The organism is Nocardia amikacinitolerans NBRC 108937, from assembly GCF_001612615.1.
GTDB classification, from domain to species: domain Bacteria; phylum Actinomycetota; class Actinomycetes; order Mycobacteriales; family Mycobacteriaceae; genus Nocardia; species Nocardia amikacinitolerans.
Window position 1 is genome coordinate 37,710 of sequence record NZ_BDAU01000054.1, and the last position, 16,836, is coordinate 54,545.

Consider the following 16,836-nt stretch of genomic DNA (forward strand, 5'->3'; position numbering starts at 1 on the left):
CTTAGCGGTTCACGCGGCGACCGAAGCCGTCCGCGCCGCGGCCAGCGCGCCCGCCCACCACCGCAGCCGGTCGAGCATCGTCTGCGCGGCGGCGGCGGGCTCGTCCGGTTCACGCAACCGGCCCGCTTCGTCGAAGAGCAGGTAGTAGCGCGGGAACGACACGTACTCCCGGACCGTGTGCGCGTTCAGCTCGTTGAAGACCTGTCGAAGGTGCTCGATCGCCAGCAGCCCGCCACTGCCACCGCTGTAGCCGACGAACCCGATCGCCTTGGCGTCCCACTGGGTGAAGTGCCAGTCGATGGCCGCCTTGAGCGCGGCCGGGTAGCTGCGGTTGTAGTCGGGGGTGACGATGACGAACGCGTCGGCGGCGGCCAGCCGCGCGGTGAGATCGTCCATGCCCTCAGGGCGTGGCGGGTTCGGTTCCATGGCGGGCGGGACAGCGGGCAGCGCGAGCGGCAGGTCCGCGTCGGCGAGGTCGATCACGTCGACCTCGAAGCCGCCGTGCCGAGCGGCCTGCTCGGCGAACCAGGAGGCCACTGTAGGACCGAACCGTCCCTCCCGGACGCTGCCGATGATCACCGCGAGTCTGAGTGACGACATTGCTGTTCTCCTTGCGCATCGAGTGCGGCCGGTGCGACCGCCATGTCTCACTGTGCTGGGGTACGGAAGGAGCTGGAAGGCCGCGCGGAGAGTGGTAGCGGCAGGGCCACCCTCGCGGCGGCCACCGCTTGTACCGTTCGAAGGGTGAGCGACAACGAGCTTGGCCTGTTCCTGCGCAGCAGGCGCGAGGCGGTGACTCCCGCGCAGGTCGGCCTGCCCGCCGGACCGCGCAGGCGCACCCCCGGACTCCGCCGCGCCGAGCTGGCCACCCTGGCCGGGGTCAGTGTCGAATACATCACCCGGCTGGAGCAGGGGCGCGACCGTCATCCGTCGCCGCCGGTGCTCGCCGCGCTGGCCGACGCACTCCAGCTCGCGCCGAGCGAACGCATCCACCTGCATCGCCTGACCAAGACCGACCCCGGCTTCACGTGTATGGGCGACGCGCAGCCGAACCGCCAGGTGCGTGCGACCGTGCGCGCGATGCTCGATCATCTGGACCCGGCGGCCGCGGTCGTGGTCAACCGGCTCGGCGAGGTGCTGGCCTGCACCGACGGCTACCGCAGGCTGATGGGTCCGACGGGCCTGCTCGACGCCGACCCCTTCGCCAACCTCGCGCGGTTCGTCTTCGCCGACCCGCGCGCCCGCGAGATCTATCCGGACTGGGACCACGTGGCCGACCAGCAGGTCGCGACGCTGAAGCAGGGCCCTTTCCGTGCGGACCCGGCCATCGCGGCGCTCGCCGACGAACTCACCGTCGTCGCGGGCGACGAGTTCACCGACCGGGTGGCGAGCGTGCCGAGCCTGCCCGCCGCCACCGGCATCACCCGGCTCGCCCACCCGACGGCCGGTCCGCTGCGGCTGGCCTACGAGACGCTCGACCTGTTCGCCGACGACGACCAGCAGATCATCGTCCTTCTCCCCGCCGACGACGCCACGGCCGCGGCGCTGGACGCGTTGGCCGGTCGCCGCCCGGGACAGCTGCGCGCGGTCTCCGGTTGAGGTGTGCCGGGAAATCGCGGGCGCGCTTTTCGTGGTATCGACCGGGACCGGTAGCCTAGTAGACCGTGCATCCTGATGTTTCCGCTGATCTCGCCGAACTCGACGCCACGCTGAAGACGGTCGAGTCGGTCCTCGACATCGAGGAACTGCGCCGCCGCATCGACGAGCTCGAGCACCAGGCGGCGGATCCCGACCTGTGGAACGACCAGGACCACGCCCAGCAGGTGACCAGCGAGTTGTCCCACGCGCAGGGCGAGCTGCGCCGGGTCGAGGAGCTGCGTCAGCGGCTCGACGACCTGCCGGTGCTCTACGAGCTGGCCGAGGGCGAGGAGGGCGAGGCCCGCACCCAGGCCCTCGCCGAGGCCGACGCCGAACGCGCCGCGCTGCACGGTGACGTGGAGGCGATGGAGGTCCGCACCCTGCTCTCCGGCGAGTACGACAAGCGCGAGGCGCTGGTCAACATCCGCTCCGGCGCCGGTGGCGACGACGCCGCCGACTGGGCCGAGATGCTGATGCGCATGTACATCCGCTGGGCGGACCGGCACAAGTACCCGGTCGAGGTGTACGACACCTCCTACGCCGAGGGTCAGGGCATCAAGAGCGCCACCTTCGCGGTGAAGACGCCGTACGCCTACGGCACCCTCTCGGTCGAGATGGGCACCCACCGCCTGGTGCGGATCAGCCCGTTCGACAACCAGGGCCGCCGCCAGACGTCGTTCGCCGAGGTCGAGGTGCTTCCGGTGGTCGAGACCACCGACCACATCGAGGTGCCCGAGACCGAGATCCGCGTCGACGTGTACCGCTCCTCGGGCCCCGGTGGTCAGAGCGTCAACACCACCGACTCCGCGGTGCGCATCACGCACATCCCGACCGGCATCGTCGTCACCTGCCAGAACGAGAAATCCCAACTCCAGAACAAGATCTCGGCCATGCGCGTGCTCCAGGCCAAGCTGCTGGAGCGCAAGCGGCAGGAGGAGCGCGCCGAGATGGACGCGCTGAAGACCAACGAGGGCGCGTCCTGGGGCAACCAGATGCGCTCCTACGTGCTGCACCCCTACCAGATGGTCAAGGACCTGCGCACCGCGCACGAGGTGAACAACCCGACCGCCGTGCTGGACGGCGACATCGACGGTTTCATCGAGTCCGGTATCCGGTGGCGCATGCGGGAAAGCCAGAACCAGTGAGCTGTTTCGGCAGTCGCGGCACGCGGGAGCAGGCGAATTAGTTTGTGGTGCGTGGCATTCCGGTGCGACGCGCGGCCCGGAACAGCGCTCCGTTGTAGCCTGTCTGGCGTGCGTGTCGCGGATGGTGTGAAACGGCAACAGGGATGGTCGCGGTGATCGCGGCGGCGTCCGCCGCGGAATCCACGGCGTGGCTACGCTCGAGCGGCCTCGAGATCGTACTGCTGATCCTCGGCGCGATGTTGTTCAGCCGATTCGCCACGTTCGTGCGCGACCGGGTCACCAGCAAGATCGACGCCGGGTTCCGCAGCAGCGACGCGCTCGTGCGGACCGAGGCGGCCAAGCATCGGCACGCGCTGGCCCAGGTGCTCACCTGGGTGGTGCTGACCATCGTCTACGTGCTGGTCGGCATGGAGGTGTTGCAGCGTCTCGGTTTCGCGGTGACCGGACTCGTCGCGCCCGCCGCGGTGCTCGGCGCCGCGCTCGGTTTCGGCGCGCAGCGCATCGTGCAGGACATTCTGGCCGGGTTCTTCCTGATCACCGAGCGGCAGTACGGATTCGGTGACGTAGTTCGCATCGCCGTGACTGGATCAGCGGAGATGGCGGAGGGTACGGTCGAGGACGTCACGCTGCGGATCACCACGTTGCGCAACGCCGACGGCGAGGTGATCACCGTGCCGAACGGTCAGATCGTGAAAGTGACCAATCTGTCGAAGGATTGGGCGCGCGCCGCGATCGACGTTCCGGTGGCGGCCAGCGCCGACATCACCAGGGTGAACGAGATATTGCACAAGGTAGGAGCCGAAGCGTTCCGCGACCGCAGGCTCGAGCCGCTGCTGCTCGACGAACCCACCGTGATGGGCGTCGACGACCTCGCGATGGACCAGGTGCGCATCCGGATGGTTGCCCGAACGTTGCCGGGGAAGCAGTTCGAGGTCGGACGCGAACTGCGGGTCCGAGTGGCCGCGGCCTTGCGCCGGGAAGGTATCAGTGAAACCACGTAAATCGACCGCGCTCCTCGGGTCCGCCTGGATCGCGACATTCGTGTTGTACCTGTTCGTCAAGCCTGATCAACCGGCTGCGACCGGGATCACTCAGGTCGTGAACGCCGTACCGGCAGTGGCGAATACGGAGCAGGCCGGGAAGTAGCCGCCGCTCCGGGCTGGATGGTAGCTGCGTATCCGGGGTGGATGCGCGGGTTTAGCTGGTTAAACTGGCTCCCCGTGATCACCATGCGGAACGTCACCAAGTCGTACAAGACGTCGACGCGACCCGCGCTGGACAACATCACGGTCGATGTGAACAAGGGCGAGTTCGTCTTCATCATCGGACCGTCCGGTTCAGGCAAGTCGACCTTCATGCGTCTGCTCCTCAAGGAGGAATCGCCGAACGCGGGGGAGATCCGCGTCGCCGACTTCCGAGTCGATCGGCTACCCGGACGCAAAGTGCCGAAGCTGCGCCAGCGCATCGGCTGCGTGTTCCAGGACTTCCGGCTGTTGCAGCAGAAGACGGTCCAGGAGAACGTCGCGTTCGCCCTGGAGGTGATCGGCAAGCGTCGCCAGTTCATCGACCGCACGGTGCCCGAGGTGCTGGACATGGTCGGCCTCGGCGGTAAGGCCGACCGGCTGCCCAGCGAGTTGTCCGGCGGTGAGCAGCAGCGAGTCGCCATCGCGCGCGCGTTCGTGAACCGGCCGCTGGTACTGCTCGCCGACGAGCCGACCGGCAATCTGGACCCCGACACCAGCGGCGACATCATGATGCTGCTCGAGCGCATCAACCGCACCGGGACCACGGTGGTGATGGCCACCCACGACAACCACATCGTCGACTCGATGCGCAGGCGGGTGGTCGAGCTCGACCGCGGCCGCCTAGTGCGCGACGACGCGATCGGCGTGTACGGAGTGGATCGATAATGCGCGCGAGTTTCCTGTTCAGCGAGGTTGCCACCGGTCTGCGCCGGAATGTGACGATGACCGTCGCGATGATCCTGACCACCGCGGTGTCGCTGGCGATGCTCGGCGGCGGCCTGCTGTCGGTGCGGATGGCCGATAAGACCGAGCAGTACTTCACCGGCCGCCTCGAGGTGCGCTTCTACCTCGACGAGAACATCTCCGCGAACGACCCGGACTGCGCCACCGATCCGTGTCGCTCGCTGCTGGCCGACATGAAGAACACCTCGGGCGTGGTCAGTGTGCAATACCTCAATCGCGCCGCCGCGCTGGAGGAGGCGAAGAAACTCTTCGCCGATCAGCCGGAGATGGTGCAGTACATCTCGGAGACGCCGCTGCCCGCGTCGATGCGGGTCAAGATGACCGACGGCGACCAGTATGAGCGGATCTACGACAGCTATCACGCCCGCGAAGGCGTGCGCACCGTCGCCAACGACCGCGAGTTCGTCGACCGGCTGCTGCGGCTGTTCGACGGCCTGCGCAACGCGGCCTTCGGCCTCGCCGTGGTGATGGCGCTCGCGGCGCTGTTGCTGATCGCGAACATGATGCAGATCGCGGCGTTCACCAGGCGCACCGAGGTCGGGATCATGCGGTTGGTCGGTGCGACGCGCTGGTACACCCAGCTGCCGTTCCTGCTCGAGGCCGTGGTCGCGGCGGTCGCGGGTTCGGTGCTGGCGATCTTCGGGCTGCTCGTCGCCCGGCCGCTGGTCATCGACCGTGCGCTCGGGCCGCTGTTCGACAGCAATGTGTTCCCGCGGATCACCGGGGACGACATCGCCACGGTCGCGCTGACGATTCTGCCTGTCGGCATCCTGGTCGCGGCCGTGGCCGCCTACGCCACGCTGCGGTACTACGTGCGCGAATAGGACGATGTCCGGCGGGCGGGCGGTGTGCACGAGCGGGCCGCCGCGCCCGGCGGAATCGGTTTGTCCCCATGTGGAGAACTCGGCCCATACGGCCGGATTCAGCGTGCAGCGGCGGCGCGATGGTCGGGGGTCGCTCGTAGGATGGGCGGCGTGAATCCCCCCGAAGCCCTCCCCGTCGACGTGACCGGCCCAGGCGCTCCCGCGAGCGCCGAAAGCGCTGCGGCGCAAGAGGTTCTATGGTCGCGGGAGGTGCTGAGCCGGGTCTTCGGGTACGACAGTTTCCGCGGCGACCAGGCCGAGATCGTCGAGCACGTGATCGCGGGCGGGGACGCGCTGGTGCTGATGCCGACCGGCGGCGGCAAGTCGCTGTGCTACCAGGTGCCCGCGCTGGTGCGGCCCGGCGTCGGCGTGGTGGTCTCGCCGCTCATCGCGTTGATGCAGGATCAGGTGGACGCGCTCAGCGCGCTCGGCGTGCGCGCGGGTTTCCTCAACTCGACGCAGTTTCCCGACGAGCGGCGCACGGTGGAGGCGCAGTTCCTCGCGGGTGAGCTCGACCTGCTGTATCTGGCGCCGGAGCGGCTGCGACTGGAGTCGACCGCGCAGTTGCTCGATCGCGGCAAGGTCGCGTTGTTCGCCATCGACGAGGCGCACTGCGTGTCGCAGTGGGGCCACGACTTCCGCCCCGACTACCTGGGCCTGTCGATGCTGCACGAGCGCTGGCCCGACGTGCCGCGCATCGCGCTGACCGCGACCGCGACCGAGAAGACCCGCGACGAGATCATCGAGCGCCTCGATCTGGGCGGGGCGCGGCGATTCGTCGCCAGTTTCGACCGGCCCAACATCCAGTACCGGATCGAGCCGAAGAACCGGCCGGAACGCCAGCTGCTGGAGTTCATCCGCGCCGAGCACGCCGGTGACGCGGGCATCGTGTATTGCCTGTCGCGCAATTCGGTGGAGAAGACGGCGGCCTTCCTCAACGAGAACGGTATCGGCGCGGTGCCGTATCACGCGGGTCTGGACAACCGCACCCGCGCGGTGAACCAGGCGCGATTCCTGCGCGAGGACGGGCTGGTGGTCGTCGCCACCATCGCTTTCGGCATGGGGATCGACAAGCCCGACGTGCGTTTCGTCGCGCATCTCGATCTGCCGAAGTCGGTGGAGGGCTACTACCAGGAGACCGGCCGCGCCGGACGCGACGGTCAACCGTCGACCGCGTGGATGGTCTACGGACTCAACGACGTGGTGCAGCAGCGCAGGCTGATCGACTCCTCCGAAGGCGACGCCGCGCACCGCAGGCAGCTGCAACTGCACCTGGACGCCATGCTGGCCCTATGCGAGACCGTGGCCTGCCGTCGCACGCAGCTGCTCGCCTACTTCGGGCAGAGCGGTCTGCCGTGCGGCAACTGCGACACCTGCCTCACCCCGCCCGAATCCTGGGACGGCACGGTCGCCGCGCAGAAGTTGCTGTCCACCGTTCTGCGCCTGAAGCGTGAGCGCGGTCAGAGCTTCGGCGCGGGTCATCTGGTCGACATCCTGCTCGGCAAGAAGAACCCCAAGGTGCTCCAGTACGACCATCACGAGCTCAAGGTCTTCGGCATCGGCACCGATCTGCGCGATACCGAATGGCGCGGGGTCATCCGGCAGCTGCTCGCGCAAGGACTGCTCGCCGTGCACGGCGACTACGGCGTGCTGACCCTGACCGAGGCCAGCCAAGAGGTGCTTTTCGACGGCCGCCAGGTGCGGTTGCGTCGCGAGCCGGAGCGGGTGGTCAAACCGGCGCGGTCCGCCAAGACGGCCAAGGCGGCCGCGGCGGTCGACCTCGCGGCCGCCGATGTGCCGCTGTTCGAGAAGCTGCGCGAATGGCGCGGCGCCACCGCCAAGGAGCAGGGCGTGCCCGCCTACGTCGTCTTCCACGACGCGACGTTGCGCGAGATCGCCACCCGCAAGCCGGCGAGTCTGGCGCAGCTGGGCGCGATCGGTGGCATCGGCGAGAACAAGCTCGCCAAGTACGGCGAGCAGGTGCTCGAGGTGCTCGCCGCGGAGTAACGGCTCCCACACTTCGGTAGGCGAACTGTGAAATAGTGCCCCCTCAAATCGACGGCTCCGCCGGTATCGGCCAGGATGGTCGGGGATATCGGAGTGGTGGAGGATCGGCATGAGTGGTGGGCAGGGGATCGGTCGTCGGGAACTGCTGGCGGGTGCCGCCGCGGTGGCGGCCGGAGCGTCGTTGGTCGGGCTGACGCCCGCTCGAGCGGTGCCGGTCGCGGCGGGCGTCACCAAGTTCGGGCTCCCTGCCGAGGACGCCGTGCGCGTGCTCGTCACCGGCGACGCGGGCACCGGCACGCGCGCGCAGTGGGCGGTCGCCGACGCCGCCCGGGCCTTCCACGCCCGCGAGCCGTTCTCGCTGGCGGTCGGCCTCGGCGACAACATCTACGACAGCGGCCCGAACGGCGGCGCCGACGCGCAGTTCGCGAGCAAGTTCGAGGACCCGAACGCCGGGCTGGACTTCCCGTGGGCGATGGTGCTCGGCAATCACGACACGAGCTCGGTCATCGGCGGGGACGGCGGCTGGCTGCTGCGCGGGAACCACGAGGTCGAGTACCACGCCAATTCGCCGCGCTGGTGGATGCCGAGCCGTTACTACTCCGTTCGGGTGCCCGAAGAGCGGCCGGTGGTCGAGTTCTTCGTGCTCGACCTCAACCCGCTCGCCGCCTACCTGCCGCCGCTGTTCGCGCCCTACTGGGCGGTCGACGGCGAGTTCATGAACGCGCAGCGCGCCTGGCTGGATCGGGCGATCGCCGAATCGCCCGCGCGCTGGAAGATCGCGTGCACGCACCACCCGTACCTGAACAACGGCCCGCACGGCGACGCGGGCAACTACGAGGGCCTGTCCATCGAGCCCATCAATGGCGTGCACGTGAAGCGGTTCTTCGAGGACCACGTGGTGGGCACGTGCCACTTCATCCTGTCCGGCCACGATCACTCGCTCCAGGTGCTCGAACCGACCGCGGCGACCAAGGGCACCCGCCAGTTGGTGTCCGGCGCGGCCGCGAAAACCGTTGGCGCCGAGCCGCGGGTGACGCCGAGCGGCGCCGGGACGCCCGCGCTGTACGAGACCTACCACCAGCTGGGCTTCATGGTGATGGACCTGACTCCGAGTGCGGTCGATCTCCGGGTCGTCACCGTGGATCCGGCGACGAGTGCGGGCAGCGAGGTGTTCGGCCGTCGGCTTGCCTGACGGGTGCGGGTCGCCGGACTCGGCAACCCCGCGCGGATCGGGACACGGTTCCTCACAAGCCGAGCGCGGCCGAAACCGTGCGGTGAGCGGACGAACGTCACCGAATCACAACACCCCGAGGGGTTGCGCCGGTAACTTCCCGCCGCGGCGGTTACCGTGCAGGCATGGCACCCGGTGATGGCCCGCCCGAAGGCGGTCCCGAAACGTCCGGCGGATCGCCGCCGCCCGACACCCCCGCCCTAGCGCCGCACGGCCCGATGGACGACGCGGTGGAGTCGGTGTGGCTCGGTCGCCGGCGCACTCCCGTCCACCTCGGCCGCCCGCGCCTGTCCACCCTGCTCATGCTCGCCGCGTTCGTCGCGGTCCTCGTGCTCTACATCGCGCTGCGACCCGGCGGCTGACGGTCTCGCCCGGCCGTAGCCGGAGCGCGGAATAAAACGGTTGCCGCGTCACTTAGAGTTGACCGTTATGAAGGAAAAGGGGCGCAAGGTCATCGCGACCAACCGCCGGGCGCGGCACAACTACACGATCCTCGACGTCTACGAGGCGGGGATCGCGTTGGTCGGTACCGAGGTCAAGAGCCTGCGGGAGGGCAAGGCCTCGCTGGTGGACGCCTTCGCCACGGTCGACAACGGCGAAGTGTGGCTGCGCGGGCTGCACATTCCGGAGTTCAGCCACGGCACCTGGACCAACCACGCGCCGCGCCGCGTGCGCAAGCTGCTGCTGCACAAGCGCGAGATCGAGCGCCTGGTCGGCAAGTCGCGCGAGGGCAACCAGACGCTGGTGCCGTTGTCGATGTACTTCTCCGACGGCAAGGTCAAGGTCGAGCTCGCGCTGGCCAGAGGTAAGCAGGATTACGACAAGCGCCAGGATCTGGCGCGGCGGACCGCCGAACGCGAGGTCACCCGGGAGCTCGGCCGCCGGGTCAAGGGCATGCGCTGAGGCTTCGGCCGACGGTTGTCGACGAACCCCTGCCGCGATCGAACGATCGCGGCAGGGGTTCGTCCGTTCACGTCACAACCGCGCGCACGGTCCGTGCAGCGTCACCCGTTGCAGCGTCGGCCCGCGGAAGTCGGGCACGAGCGTGCGCGACCCCAACGGCGCGTTCGCGTCGGGCACACCGATGACCGCCTGCTGTTTGGTGAGGTCCGGTTCGCCCGACCCGTAGTTGTGCACGGCGGCCATGCCCTCCGAGTCCACCGACAGCCCTTCCAGCGCGCCGCGCACACCCGCGCGGGTCAGGTCGCCCGCCGCTTCCGCGCTGCTGAGCACCGCCTTCATCGGATAGGACACGGCCCAGCCGAGGTTGTAGCCCCAGTTGGTCGGCGGCTGCAAGGCGGCGGCGCGGGCATGCTGAGCGCCGATGCTGCGGCCGTCCCAGCCGTCGTAGGGCGAGGTGTAGTTGTACAGCGAGGTGATCGCCGCCGCGGCGGGCGTCTTCAGCAGGGCGCCGTTCCAGGTCGGGGTGGAACCCAGGAATCGGCCGTCGTAGCCGCCCGCGACCAGTTTGCCGATGATCTCGGCGGTTTCGGCGGGACCGGTGGCGAGCAGCACGACGTCCGGCGGGTTGGCCAGGATCTCGGCGACCGGTCCGTCCTGGTTGCCGACCTCGGCGTTCGGGCCGGTGTCGATGCGCGCGTTGACGATCGCGTTGTTCTCCGAAGCCCAGCGCAGCGCGCCGTTGGCGTAGTCCCCGCCGTAGTTGCCTCGGAAGGCGACGACAGCGATCGTGCGTGGCCTCGACTGGAACTGGGCGAACCAGTCCAGGCCCATGATCGCTTCGGTGCAGTACGAATACCCGGTGTCCAGCACCAGGTTTCGATCGGTCTCGCGATACTGCCAGCCCGACCACAGGGTGCCCGCGCCGGTCAGCAGATCGACGGCGTCCATCTCCGGCAGCACCGAAAGTGTCTGCGCCGTCCCGAAACTCATCGCCAATGCGAGGACGTTCGGTTCGATCTCGTGGAACTTCTCGCGGTGCAGGCCGGGGTCGTAGGCGGTGTCCCTGGCGTAGGTCGTGATGTCGACCTCGTAATTGCCGATGCCGCCTGCCTTGTTGACCTCTCGCCAGAAGGCCAGCTGGCCGTCGTTGAGCGCCTTGCCGAGCGGGGCGAACGGCCCGGCCTCCAAGTCGGAGAGCACGCCTAGGTAGATACAGCCCTTGCTCTTGTCCACCGCCTGCGGGCACGGCGCGCTGGTGACGCCCTGTCCCGTCTCGGTCGATGCCGACGAACAGGCCGACAGTGCGAAGCCCAAGGCGATCGCGGCCGCGGCGGCGCGGAACAGCCCGCGGCGGCGGCGGATTGGTACCAAAATTCTCTTCCTTCGATCCAGACGAACGCGTTGCGCGGTGGCCCGCCGGTTCACAGCCGGGCGCACGGCCCGTGCATGGGCAGTTGCGGCAGGGTCGGTCCGCGGTAGTCGGTGGTCACCGTGCGCGAGCCTAGCGGCGCGGACGGGTCAGGGGCACCGATCGCGGCACGCTGGGCCGCGTAATCCGGTGCGCCCGCGTTGTAGGTGTGCGGTGCGGCCATGCCCTCGAAATCGACGGTCAGCGCGTCCTGCGCCGCGCGCACGCCCGCCCGGTTCAGCGGGCCATGTTCGGCCGCCTTCGTGAGCAGTGCCCGCATCGTGTAGGAACCGGCCCAGCCCAGGCTGTAACCCCAGTTCGTCGGCTCCTGCGGCGCGGCGGCGCGAGCCCGGCGAGCGCCCGTGCTGCGCCCGTCCCAGCCGTCGACGGGCGAGGTGTAGTTGAAGAGGGCCGAAAGTGCGGGCCCGGCTGGGGTTTTCAGCAGTGCGCCGTTCCAGGTGGGAGCCGAGCCGAGGAAGCGTCCGTGGAAGCCGCCCGCGACGAGTTTGCCTATGATCTCCGCGGTTTCCGCGGGGCCGGTGGCCAGCAGCACGAGATCCGGTGGGTTGGCGAGGATCTCGGCGACCGGCCGGTCCTGGTTGCCGACCTCGGTGTTGGGTCCGGTGTCGACCCGCGAGGTGACGGTCACGTTGTTGTGCGCCGCCCAGCGCAGCGCGCCGTTGGCGTAGTCGCCGCCGTAGTTGCCGCGGAACGCGACGACAGCCACGTTGCGCGGCCGGTACTGGTGCTCGGTGAACCAGTCGAGACCCATGATCGCTTCGGTGCAGTACGAATATCCGCTGTCCAGCACCAGATCCCGGTCCGTTTCGCGATACTCCCAGCCCGACCACAGCGTGCCCGCCGAGGTCACGATGTCCGCCGCGTCCATCTCCTGCAGCACCGCGAGGGTCTGAGCGGTGCCGAGGCTCATCGCCAGCGCGAGCACGTTCGGCTCGATCTCGCGGAATTCCTCGACATGGCGGTGCGGATCGTAGGCGGTGTCCCTGGCGTAGGTCGAGATGTCGACCTCGTAGCCGCCGATCCCACCCGCCTTGTTGACCTCGGTCCAGAACGCCGTCTGCCCGTCCTGCATCGCCCTGCCGAGCATGGCGAAAGGCCCGCCGCCGAGGTCGGAGAGAACGCCGAGATAGATACAGCCCTTGTCCCTGTCGATCGCGTTCGGGCACGGCGCGCTGGTGACGCCGGGGCCGGTGGTCGCACTCGGCGTCGAACACGCCGCGGCCAAGACGATTCCGACGATCATCGGCACCGCCGCGGCGTGGAACAGACGACGAGGTCGTCTGCTGGTGTTGCCCATTATTGCTCCCTGTCCCAGCCGCCGGTCGATCCAAATCCGGTACGGCCGAACAGGAACAGTACCGGGCAAGGGGTCGGCGAGATGGTGGTTTCGCGGTTGCGGTGGGGTCGCTTGGGGGGCCTTCTGGGGAATCGGACGCTTGACCGACTCGGGATTGGGCTGCGTGTGCGCAATTCGTGGGCTAATTGAGGGTTCAAGGAGTTCTGGTCTAGCGGGGTAGACGCTCGTCAGCGGGGTAGACGCTCGTCGGGTTCGTGTGGGCCCGGCGTAGCTCACCCCGCGGGCCGCATGCTCGACGGGCGTGGGCCCGGCGCGACCGGGTGCGGATGTCGGGCTCGCCCTCGTATTCCGTTCCCTGTCCGGCATGAGGAGGCGGCTGGGCGAGATCGCCCCTGACTCTGCCCGTCGGGATCGCCCTGACCTGCCCGGTTCACGGCTGAGGGCAAGGCTGACGGCGTTGGATCTCTGCAACGCGCCCACGGCCGTAGAGGGCCGCCCGATTGATCGAGTCTGATCGATATGACCTAGAACACGCACAAATAATCGGGATGATTCCGCGTTGGGCGGGTGTTAGCATTACTAGCCCGCAAGGTGCGGGCACGTACGGGGCTGAACGGTTTCGACTGCGTACGTTGATTCAGGGGAAGCGTGTCGGTGCAGGCAAGAGACCACCGTAAGCGTCGTTGCAACCAATTAAGCGCCGATTCTCATCAGCGCGAGTACGCTCTCGCTGCCTAAGCGACAGCGTCTCTGTCGGCCCGGGATATGCCCTCGGTCCCGGTGCCGGCATCAGCTAGAGGGCTCACCGTCCGACTCGGTCGCGGAGCCGGACGGGACATCGAACAGCGACTGGGATCGTCATCTCGGCTTGTTCGCGTGACCGAGAGATCCGAGCAGAGACACAGCGAACTGCACACGGAGAAGTCCTGAAGACACGGCGGAGGACCCGGGTTCGATTCCCGGCAGCTCCACCAACGAAGGCGAGTGCTCGCGAAGAGAGCACTCGCCTTTTTGGTTGGTTCCGCGTGTGTTGTGGGGGCGCGGCCCCCCACACCCCACCAGGCGGGCTCCGCTCCCGGACCCCGGGTCCTGGATCGCCTCCCCAATGCTGCTCTTGGCCTGGGGTCGGCAACCCTTGGCCTGCCTACCCAATGCCGCTGCCCCGGAGCCCCGTCCCGGGTCCGTCTACCCAGTGCTGTGCCCGTCGAACCCAGGCCAGCCCCGAGGACGACATTTGAGGCACTTCAGGGGTGATTCTGCAGGTATGCTGTTCAATAGTCCCTTTAACTCGGTTTAGGGAGGTGGCAGATGCTTCGTAGCTTCAGGGTCGGCAACCATCGTTCGTTCGCGGACGAGAACGAGTTGCTGCTGATGCCTGCCGCTGATGATCGGCCTGCGGTTCCGGTTGCCGCGGTGTACGGGGCGAACGCCTCGGGGAAGTCCAACCTGTTGGATGGGCTCCGGTTCATGCAGCGGGCCGTGACGCAGTCGTTTTCCCAGTGGGAGCCATTCGCGGGTGTTCCGCGCACTCCTTACAGCTTTCGGACGAGTCACATAGTCTCTGTGGCGTCGACTTACGTCGTCGAGATCATGGCCGACGGAATTCCGTGGACCTACGGGTTCACTGTCGACAACGAGCGGGTGCTCGAGGAATGGCTTTTCAGCTATCCAGAGAAGCGTAAGCGGGTGTTGTTTCAGCGGACCGGGGACGAGTACAGCTCTGGGTCGGCGATGGCCGAGCATCGGGCTCAGCTCAAAATTCTGCAGGAACTCACCCGGCCAAACGCCCTGTTCCTGAGTGCTGTCGCCCAAGCCAAGCCGGATATGTTCGAGCCGGTACACCGCTGGTTCCGTGAAACGCTGATTCTGTCAGACGGACGACGTGCGTCGACCGCTGCGATCGCTCGTCGTCTGCGTCGAGTTCTTCTTCGTGGTTCGGCGGCCGAGGGGGCTCGTCTGGTGGAGCTGGTTCAAGAGGCAGACTTCGGAATTGCCGCCATCGACACACCTGTTGTTCCCGAGGCTCTGCTCGATTCCGTCCCGCCCGGGCAACGGCACGACATCACGGGGCTGAAAATGCTCGATGAGTTCGCTTCGAGAAGTGAAGCGCAGGTCGATGACTCGACGGACAGGATTCCGGTGGTGCGCGATGTATACGCAGAGAGTGTTACTCACGCGTTGCCTCCGCTGGTCTTCGTTCATCACGGCAGCGAAGCGGCCGTGCTGCCCCTCGAGCAGGAGTCGGCGGGTACCATCGCCTGGCTCGAGATCTTGCCCGGAGTTCTGGACGCGCTCGATCACGGGCGGGTTCTGGTCATCGATGAGATCGACACCAGCCTTCATCCACTGCTCACCGCGTCGCTGATCGAACTGTTCCAGTCGGATGAGACCAATCCTCGTGGCGCGCAACTGATCCTGACGACACACGACTCCTCCCTGCTCGGTACGGTCGTTCGTCCCGATGGTTTGCTGCGCCGCGATCAGGTGTGGTTCGTCGAAAAGGGCGCGGACGGGGCAAGCTCGCTGTATCCGTTGACCGATTACAAGCCGCGCAACGAGCACAATCTCGAACGTCGCTATCTCGGAGGAAGTTTCGGTGCGATCCCGCGGGTCGACTTCCATCGACTCGCGGAGGTTTTGCGGCATGCCCACCCGGCGTGAGAACTCGCGACGTCGACGGGCGCCGTTCCGCGATCCGGTGACGCTGATCCTGATCGTTTGCGGCGGCGAAGTCACCGAGCCCACGTACTTCCACGGTCTACGCCGACACCTGCGCAATCCGGCAACCAAGTCCGCGGTGACCGTGCGCCCCGAGGACCCCAAGCGTGTCGTTGCCTTCGCGGCCAGGCAACGCGCGGACTACGACCAGATCTGGTGCGTTCTCGACGTCGACGAGTTCGACTACTCCGAAGCGATCCGAATGGCACGGACGTCGAAAATCGATCTGGCGGTGTCCAATCCGTGTTTCGAGTATTGGCTGCTACTTCATTTCGAGACTTGCGATGCAGCCCTGACAGGTTTTCGAGACGTCGAGAAGCGGCTCAAGAAGCACCTTCCGGCATATGACAAGACTGCGCTCCGTTTCGCGGACTACATCGAGGGTGTGGAGGAAGCCGTGCGCCGCGCGAAGTCGCGGAGTGTGGGCGGCGGCGATGACCATCGCGCCAATCCGTCGACGGGTGTGTGGAAGCTGGTGGAGCTTATGCTGCCCGAATCCTCGTAGCGGCAGAGATCGTGCGGACGCGACCCCGCAGGAAGTAACGCGACGGTCAACGACGAGGGCGACGGGTACCGTGAAGTGCTCGGCATCATGCACTCGGTGTTCGATCGCCGACACCGAATCAGTTGCCGCCCAGGATGATCAGATGCTCGATGCCTTGACCGAGAAGCTGTCGACAGTGGCCGACCGATTCTCGGCAGTGGTCACGATCTATCGGCTCGCATCTCCGATCCATAGCCACCATGCTGGAATCGGTCCAAGCCGGCTTGGTTACCGAGTTCCCATCGGAGCTCGGGATTGCAGACGTAGAACCGGAGTAGGTGATAGACCCTGGTGGGGTCGGTGGCCAGGAAGGTATGGGGGAGATCGATGATTCGGGATTCGTTTTCAGGTCCTCGGGGAACGATATCGATGACGGTGGTTCGGGTGGACCGTACCTTGTCGCAACGGGATTCGATCGCCGAGATATCATCCCAGGCAATGCCTATTGGCGATTTTCCGTACCTGATCGTCACGTGACCAGGAGTCAATTCGATACCGGCGGTGGAACGTCTTCCAGCCAGAACCGAATTTCGCCGAACTGGTAGTACCAACGCACTACCACCGGCGGCAGTCCGAATCTCCGCGGCTACCGGCGCTTTTCGTGGAACCTGCGACCATGCCGCCAGCAGAAAGGCAGCGCCCAGAGCGCCGGGGAGGCAAATGCCCAGAATCCCCTCCCACGCCGACCCTTCTCCGACCAGAACAGCCCAGATCACCCCGAGCACGGCCTGAAGAAAGACTAGTCCTATCGCGAACGGCAATACCGCATATCGGTACGAACCGAACGCCTTTCGCTCCCAGTCCGCAGGCAGCGGCAAGTCGGACGTGCTCAGATAGGCGCCCATGAACAACCTTTCCCGCCCGCCACCGGCGGCCGAAGCGACGCTCCGAACGACCGTCGGTCGACCCAACCCTGTCAACGAAACCCGCACCGCGCAAATCACAGAGCGATCCTTCGGTTTCGTCTTCCGGTATAGACGCGCCGCAGATCCGTTCGGTTCCATCGGGTTGCCACGAGGCCCAGCGAGGGCCAGCATCTCCGAGATGCACGGTTAGGCGCGGGCCACTGCGAT

The 16,836-nt window shown here is 67.2% G+C and carries 16 protein-coding genes and 1 other RNA gene; 13 read left to right on the plus strand and 4 right to left on the minus strand.

Features of this window, described 5'->3' with window-relative positions; genetic code table 11:
• Nucleotides 1-9 precede the first annotated feature (9 nt).
• Nucleotides 10-600: an NADPH-dependent FMN reductase gene (locus NAM01S_RS30755; protein ID WP_067792018.1), complete on the minus strand. Its 591-nt coding sequence runs from the start codon at nt 598-600 to the stop codon at nt 10-12.
• Nucleotides 601-744: 144 nt separating this feature from the next.
• Between NAM01S_RS30755 and NAM01S_RS30760 the strand changes: the two genes are divergently transcribed.
• The 10 genes from NAM01S_RS30760 to smpB all read left to right on the plus strand — a co-directional run bounded on the left by NAM01S_RS30760 (nt 745) and on the right by smpB (nt 9,775).
• Nucleotides 745-1,599 (plus strand): helix-turn-helix transcriptional regulator, encoded by an 855-nt coding sequence (locus tag NAM01S_RS30760; RefSeq protein ID WP_067792021.1) that lies wholly within the window; start codon nt 745-747, stop codon nt 1,597-1,599.
• Nucleotides 1,600-1,664: 65 nt separating this feature from the next.
• Nucleotides 1,665-2,783, plus strand: a complete 1,119-nt coding sequence (prfB, locus tag NAM01S_RS30765; protein WP_067792023.1) for a peptide chain release factor 2 — start codon at nt 1,665-1,667, stop codon at nt 2,781-2,783.
• A 143-nt stretch (nt 2,784-2,926) separates the two neighbouring features.
• Nucleotides 2,927-3,784 carry a mechanosensitive ion channel family protein gene (locus NAM01S_RS30770; RefSeq protein ID WP_067792026.1) on the plus strand — a complete coding sequence of 286 codons (858 nt, stop codon included), beginning with the start codon at nt 2,927-2,929 and terminating at the stop codon, nt 3,782-3,784.
• Nucleotides 3,771-3,929 carry an Rv3103c transmembrane domain-containing protein gene (locus NAM01S_RS37590; RefSeq protein WP_505250233.1) on the plus strand — a complete coding sequence of 53 codons (159 nt, stop codon included), beginning with the start codon at nt 3,771-3,773 and terminating at the stop codon, nt 3,927-3,929. Before NAM01S_RS30770 ends, NAM01S_RS37590 begins: the two co-directional genes overlap by 14 nt.
• Nucleotides 3,930-4,003: 74 nt before the next feature.
• Nucleotides 4,004-4,693: a cell division ATP-binding protein FtsE gene (ftsE, locus tag NAM01S_RS30775; protein ID WP_067792029.1), complete on the plus strand. Its 690-nt coding sequence runs from the start codon at nt 4,004-4,006 to the stop codon at nt 4,691-4,693.
• Nucleotides 4,693-5,595, plus strand: a complete 903-nt coding sequence (gene ftsX, locus NAM01S_RS30780) for a permease-like cell division protein FtsX (protein ID WP_067792032.1) — start codon at nt 4,693-4,695, stop codon at nt 5,593-5,595. The genes ftsE and ftsX overlap by 1 nt, the downstream gene beginning before the upstream one ends.
• A 150-nt stretch (nt 5,596-5,745) precedes the next feature.
• Entirely contained in the window at nt 5,746-7,641 is a 1,896-nt protein-coding gene (gene recQ, locus NAM01S_RS30785) for a DNA helicase RecQ (RefSeq protein WP_372511750.1), read from the plus strand.
• A 109-nt stretch (nt 7,642-7,750) separates the two neighbouring features.
• Nucleotides 7,751-8,833, plus strand: a complete 1,083-nt coding sequence (locus NAM01S_RS30790; RefSeq protein ID WP_067792035.1) for a metallophosphoesterase — start codon at nt 7,751-7,753, stop codon at nt 8,831-8,833.
• A gap of 164 nt (nt 8,834-8,997) precedes the next feature.
• A complete protein-coding gene (locus tag NAM01S_RS35470) occupies nt 8,998-9,234 on the plus strand; it encodes a WLR motif membrane protein (protein WP_143861391.1) in 237 nt (78 codons plus the stop codon).
• A gap of 67 nt (nt 9,235-9,301) precedes the next feature.
• Entirely contained in the window at nt 9,302-9,775 is a 474-nt protein-coding gene (gene smpB, locus NAM01S_RS30795; RefSeq protein WP_043729939.1) for an SsrA-binding protein SmpB, read from the plus strand.
• 72 nt (nt 9,776-9,847) lie between these two features.
• Here smpB and NAM01S_RS30800 read toward each other — a convergent pair whose 3' ends face one another.
• Nucleotides 9,848-11,146, minus strand: coding sequence for an ABC transporter substrate-binding protein (locus NAM01S_RS30800; RefSeq protein ID WP_067792039.1), 1,299 nt, complete (start codon nt 11,144-11,146; stop codon nt 9,848-9,850).
• 50 nt (nt 11,147-11,196) lie between these two features.
• Nucleotides 11,197-12,501, minus strand: coding sequence for an ABC transporter substrate-binding protein (locus NAM01S_RS30805; protein WP_067792042.1), 1,305 nt, complete (start codon nt 12,499-12,501; stop codon nt 11,197-11,199).
• Nucleotides 12,502-13,106: 605 nt separating this feature from the next.
• On the opposite strand from NAM01S_RS30805, the gene ssrA reads away from it, so the two are divergent.
• From ssrA to NAM01S_RS30820, 3 genes are all read left to right on the plus strand, one after another.
• Nucleotides 13,107-13,475, plus strand: a transfer-messenger RNA (tmRNA) gene (gene ssrA, locus NAM01S_RS30810).
• A 334-nt stretch (nt 13,476-13,809) separates the two neighbouring features.
• A complete protein-coding gene (locus tag NAM01S_RS30815; RefSeq protein WP_067792045.1) occupies nt 13,810-15,162 on the plus strand; it encodes an AAA family ATPase in 1,353 nt (450 codons plus the stop codon).
• Entirely contained in the window at nt 15,146-15,724 is a 579-nt protein-coding gene (locus tag NAM01S_RS30820; protein WP_084483445.1) for an RloB family protein, read from the plus strand. Before NAM01S_RS30815 ends, NAM01S_RS30820 begins: the two co-directional genes overlap by 17 nt.
• A gap of 200 nt (nt 15,725-15,924) precedes the next feature.
• Here the strand turns inward: NAM01S_RS30820 and NAM01S_RS35475 are convergent, their stop codons facing one another.
• Complete coding sequence (locus NAM01S_RS35475) at nt 15,925-16,608, minus strand: hypothetical protein (protein WP_157107987.1); 684 nt, start codon at nt 16,606-16,608, stop codon at nt 15,925-15,927.
• Nucleotides 16,609-16,836: the final 228 nt, after the last annotated feature.